The sequence below is a fragment of the Haloferax sp. s1 genome, from assembly GCF_058382125.1.
This window is the reverse complement of the sequence record NZ_JBZRPK010000462.1, coordinates 1-5131: the sequence shown is the minus strand read 5'-3', so window position 1 is coordinate 5131 and position 5131 is coordinate 1. Positions and strand designations below refer to the sequence as shown.

At 63.8% G+C, this 5131-nt stretch carries 5 protein-coding genes; 4 read left to right on the top strand and 1 reads right to left on the bottom strand.

Annotation, left to right across the window (positions count from 1 at the left end; all coding sequences use genetic code 11):
* Positions 1–70 precede the first annotated feature (70 nt).
* Positions 71–238: a hypothetical protein gene (locus QT222_RS06845; protein WP_491476731.1), complete on the top strand. Its 168-nt coding sequence runs from the start codon at positions 71–73 to the stop codon at positions 236–238.
* Positions 239–321: 83 nt separating this feature from the next.
* Here QT222_RS06845 and QT222_RS06840 read toward each other — a convergent pair whose 3' ends face one another.
* The gene (locus QT222_RS06840; RefSeq protein ID WP_491476730.1) at positions 322–1194 is read right to left on the bottom strand and encodes a glycerophosphodiester phosphodiesterase; all 873 of its coding nucleotides are present in this window, start codon (positions 1192–1194) and stop codon (positions 322–324) included.
* A gap of 220 nt (positions 1195–1414) precedes the next feature.
* Between QT222_RS06840 and hutU the strand changes: the two genes are divergently transcribed.
* From hutU to hutI, 3 genes are all read left to right on the top strand, one after another.
* The gene (gene hutU, locus QT222_RS06835) at positions 1415–3172 is read left to right on the top strand and encodes a urocanate hydratase (RefSeq protein ID WP_491476729.1); all 1758 of its coding nucleotides are present in this window, start codon (positions 1415–1417) and stop codon (positions 3170–3172) included.
* A complete protein-coding gene (gene hutG, locus QT222_RS06830) occupies positions 3169–4098 on the top strand; it encodes a formimidoylglutamase (protein WP_004060797.1) in 930 nt (309 codons plus the stop codon). The genes hutU and hutG overlap by 4 nt, the downstream gene beginning before the upstream one ends.
* Positions 4091–5131, top strand: a 1041-nt coding sequence (hutI, locus tag QT222_RS06825; protein WP_491476728.1) for an imidazolonepropionase, incomplete at its 3' end; no start/stop codon positions are given. The genes hutG and hutI, both read left to right, overlap by 8 nt.

Here is a 5131-nt window from a genome sequence, read left to right as displayed (position 1 = left end):
CCTGTGCAGAATGTAGCGCGACGATTGGCAGCGGTGTCGCCGGTGCGAAACCGAGCGGCGGTGCTGCCTAATGGTTCACTGTCCCGAGTGTGAAGCAACGCTCGATGACGCGTCCGACGTCGAGTTCCTCGACATGGATTCGACGAATGGCTTTTTCACGGCCGCAAAGCGGTTCTACCTCGTTGCGTGCGGTCACTGTGGGACCGCAATCGGCAGCGGCGTCGCTGGCGCGATGTAAGCCGTGATGTGAGACACTCCCGCAAGCAATTGCCGTATCTGTAGTGTAGTGATACGGGACTGGCCCTTCCCCCGTCCCTCAACTTACTTCTCCGGAGGGTGACGACGCGTATCGCTGGTTCCGAAGGTGTCCATGTTGGGGTAGTCAGCGATGAGGCCGTCCACGCCCAGTTCGAGCGGTTTCTGTGCCTCTCTCCAACTGTCGATTGTCCAGACGTTTACTTCACGGCCCTCTTCGTGAGCGGTTTCGACGAGGTCGCGGTCGAGTACGTCGACGGACGGGTTGACCGCCTTGGCATCGAGTTCGCGGGCAATCTCCAGGTTCTCGTCTTTGTTGCGTCCGAAAATCGGGGCGACATCGACGCTCGAATCGATGTCTCGGACTGCCCTGATTGCATCGGGGTCGAACGAGGAGACGTAGAACTCGCCCGGATACTGCGACGCGATACGCAACGTCCGTTTAGCGAATTCCGTCCAGGAAAGTGGTCCGGACTCCTTGAATTCGATATTCATCGTGACGTTCGGGCGGGTCGCGTTGAGGACTTCGGCGAGCGTCGGAATGGTCTCCCCGGAGTCGAGAACTTCGGCCTGTAGAACCGTCTCGGATGGGGTCTCACTGACGAGTCCCTCCTTGTCCGTGAGGTCGTCGAGCGCCGCGTCGTGGAAGACGACGACTTCTCCATCACTCGTCGCTTCGACGTCGATTTCGATTCGCTCGGTGCCGAGGCGAGATGCGCCCTCCACGGCGGCGACAGTATTTTGGGGGTACACGTCTCTGAACCCGCGGTGCGCCGTGATGTACGGACCTGTCTGTTTCTCACGTCCCTTTCCGTTCTCTCGACCGTCTCTCGCGACAGCAGTCCCGCTTACCACCGAGGTCCCGATGGTCGCGCCAATCGCTTTGACCGCGGTTCGTCGGGATACGGAACCGATAATTCGGGGGGTTTCTTCGGACATCACGTAGACCTAATCCTCTCCGCCTATATTGTATTTTATATGGTATTTAGTGATGGATGACTGGACACGTCAGCTGTTCCCTTCCGTGGCCGCGCGTAGGGGCTGTCGTCCTGATGCGACGGCTTGCCCTATACATGAATAATGGGCACATTTATAATATATAAAAGACTTGCCGTACGGAGGTAGTATGGCTACCTGTTTTGCCTACCAAGACAATAATATGCACGATCAACAACCACCGTCGCAGCAAGACAGATTCGGGAAACCGAGCGAGCAGTGGAAGCAATACCAGGGCGCGCCTACGGGGACGGACCTGACCGAGTGTCAGGCGTGGCGTCAGGAGGCGGCGTTCCGGATGCTCAACAACAACCTCGACCCCGAGGTTGCTGAACGGCCCGAAGACCTCGTCGTTTACGGCGGAACCGGTCGTGCAGCCCGGTCGTGGGACGCCTACGACGCGATTCTCGACGAACTGCGCAACCTCGAGGACGACGAGACGCTCCTCGTTCAGTCCGGCAAGCCGGTCGGGAAGTTCACGACCCACGAGCGCGCCCCGCGCGTCCTCATCGCCAACTCGAACCTCGTCGGCCACTGGGACGACTGGGAACACTTCCACGAACTCGAAGCACAGGGCAAGATTATGTACGGCCAGATGACCGCCGGGTCGTGGGCGTACATCGGCACGCAGGGTATCATTCAGGGCACCTACGAGACGCTTGCTGAACTCGCCCGCCAGCACTACGACGCCGACCTGACCAGTAAACTCGTCGTGACCGGCGGTCTCGGCGGCATGAGCGGGGCGCAACCCCTCGCGGTAACGATGAACAACGGCGTCTGTATCGCGGCCGAAGTCCAGCCCGACCGCATCGAGCGCCGCGTCGAGACGGACTACCTGATGGATTCGACCGACTCGCTGGACGAGGCGCTGGAGAACGCCAAGGAAGCCCTCGAAGCGGGAGAACCCTACAGCGTCGGCGTCGAGATGAACGTCGCCGACATGCTCGAAGAACTCCTCGAACGCGACGAGATTCCGGACATCGTCACGGACCAGACGAGCGCCCACGACGAACTCGAAGGCTACTACCCGAGCGGCTACACCGCCGCGGAAGCGGACCAACTGCGCGAAGACGACCCAGATACGTACGTCGAAGAGAGCCTCGACACGATGGAGCGCCACGTCCAGACCATCCTCGACCTGCAGGACGAGGGCGCAATCGCCTTCGAGTACGGCAACAACATCCGCGGGCAGGTGAAGACCCACCGCGGCATGGACCACGCCTTCGACTTCCCCGGCTTCGTTCCGGCCTACATCCGCCCGATGTTCTGTCGCGGCCGCGGCCCGTTCCGGTGGGCCGCGCTCTCCGGCGACCCGGAGGACATCTACCGCACCGACGAGGCGATTCGCGACCTCTTCCCGGAGAACGAGTCGCTCATGCGCTGGATCGACCTCGCACAGGAACAGGTGTCGTTCCAGGGTCTCCCTTCGCGGGTCTGCTGGCTCGGCTACGAGACCGACGACGAGGGCATCACCGAGCGCGCTCGCTTCGCGCTGAAAATTAACGACCTCGTCGCGTCCGGCGAGGTTTCGGCCCCGGTCGTCGTCACGCGCGACCACCTCGACGCCGGGTCCGTCGCCAGCCCGAACCGCGAAACTGAAGCGATGCGGGACGGCACCGACGCTGTCGCCGACTGGCCCATCCTGAACGCGCTTCTCAACACCGCATCGGGAGCGGACATCGTGAGCGTTCACGACGGCGGCGGCGTCGGCATCGGCAACTCGCTGCACACCAACAACCACGTCGTCCTCGACGGCTCCGACCTCGCGGCGAAGAAAGCCCGCGCCGTGTTCACTACCGACCCCGGGATGGGCGTCATTCGGCACGCGGACGCCGGCTACGAAGACGCGCTCGACGAGGCAGAACAGTCCAACGTCCATATCCCGATGCAGGACCACGACGCGGGACGAGGTAACGAATGAGATTCCGTGACCCGCCACACTGGGAGGGAACGTCCTCCGACCCGAACGACGAACAGTTCGGCCACGTCGTCAACGAGACGAGCATCGAAGACGCGAGCGACTTCGACGCTGTGCTCGTCGGCGAACCGTACGACGGTGCCGTCATCGGTCGCCGCGGTGCCCGAGACGGTCCCGCCGCGATTCGGCGCGAACTCGCCTCGTCCAAGTCGCACCACTTCGACGAGGGTCCCGTTTCGGGCGTCGGCGACCTCGGCGACCTACCAATCGACGAACTCGAAGGCGGCGTGGCGGACGTACAGTCCGCGGTCGCCGACGAGACGGCCCACGTCTACGAGCGCGGGGCGCTCCCCGTCTTCCTCGGCGGCGACAACTCGCTGACCGTCGCCAACGTCAAACCGCTCCTCGACCGCGACGCGTCTATCGGCGTCATCAGCTTCGACGCCCACCTCGACTGCCGCGAACCCCAAGACGGTCCGTCCAGCGGGACGCCGTACCGCCAACTCTTCGACGCGGGACTCGACACACTCGCCGTCGTCGGCGCGCGGCACTTCGAAACCTCGACGACCTACGCTGACTTCCTGCGCGACTCGGGCGGCACTATCCTGACCGCGGACGAAGTCGGTCGCGGGGCGACCGAGACGGCCGACTTCGCGCTCGACGCCCTCTCGTCGTGCGACCACGTGTTCGTCAGCCTCGACGTGGACGTGCTGGACGAGACGGCCGCGCCGGGCGTGAGTGCTCCCACACCCGGTGGCATCACTACACGAGAACTGTTCTCGATGCTCCGCCGCGTCGCATCCGATTCGCGCGTCGTCGGCTTCGAGGTCGTCGAGTGCGCACCGCCGCTCGACGACGACGACCAGACCGCCCGCGCCGCCGCACGTGCAGTTGCCCACTTCCTTTCAGGAGTGATGTCCCATGTCTGAGCCAACTACAGATTCTGACCTGACAGTCGTTTACGGTGCCGAAGAGTTAGTCGTCGGTCCCGACGACGAAACCGGCGTTGTCGTCTACGAGGACGCCGCGTTCGCCGCTGTCGGTGGCGAAGTCGTCGCTATCGGCCCGACTGACGAAGTCCTCGCCGAGTACCCGGCCGAGGACGCTGAGACCGCAATCGACGCGACCGGCAAGACGGTTCTGCCCGGGTTCGTCGACCCGCACACCCACGCAGTCTTTGCGGGCGACCGCTCCGACGAGTTCGTGGCGAAGCTTAAGGGTGCGACCTACGAGGAGATTCTCGCCGACGGCGGCGGTATCCTCCGCACCGTCGACGCGGTCCGCGAGGCGTCCGACGAGGTGCTGGCGGCGAACCTCACCGAGCACCTCGACGCGATGCTCGAACACGGGACGACGACGGTCGAAGTGAAGACCGGCTACGGACTCGACACCGAGACCGAACTTCGGCTGCTCGAAGCCATCGCAACCGCTGGCGGCGAGCATCCGGTGGACGTGATTCCGACGTTCATGGGCGCACACGCCGTCCCTCGCGATGTCGACACCGAGGAGTACACGGAATCGGTCATCTCCGAGCAACTCCCGGCCGTCGCCGAACAGGGTGTCGCCGAATTCTGCGACGTGTTCTGTGAGCGCGGTGTCTTCACCGCCGACCAGTCCCGTCGCATCTTGGAGGCAGGCAAGGAGTACGGTCTCACGCCGAAGATTCACGCCGACGAGTTCGCCGATATCGGCGGCACCGATGTCGCGGCCGCCGTTGGCGCGGCGAGCGCGGACCACCTGCTCCAAACCGACGCTGACGGCCGAGAGACGCTGGTCGGTGCCGACGTGACGCCGGTCGTTCTCCCCGGAACCGCCTTCGGTCTGGGAGCCGAGTACGCCGACGCTCGCGCCTTCCTCGATGCGGGTCACGAAGTCGCGCTCGCGACCGACTTCAACCCGAACTGCTTCGCTCGAAGTATGGCATTCATCGCGACGCTCGGCAGCGTCGGGATGCGGGTGACG

What these genes read in the sequence shown, in the direction of transcription:
- hutG (WP_004060797.1), top strand. Translation starts at nt 3,169, where the DNA reads ATGAGATTCCGTGACCCGCCACACTGGGAGGGAACGTCCTCCGACCCG.
- QT222_RS06845 (WP_491476731.1), top strand. Translation starts at nt 71, where the DNA reads ATGGTTCACTGTCCCGAGTGTGAAGCAACGCTCGATGACGCGTCCGAC.
- hutU (WP_491476729.1), top strand. Translation starts at nt 1,415, where the DNA reads ATGCACGATCAACAACCACCGTCGCAGCAAGACAGATTCGGGAAACCG.
- QT222_RS06840 (WP_491476730.1), bottom strand. Translation starts at nt 1,194, where the DNA reads ATGTCCGAAGAAACCCCCCGAATTATCGGTTCCGTATCCCGACGAACC.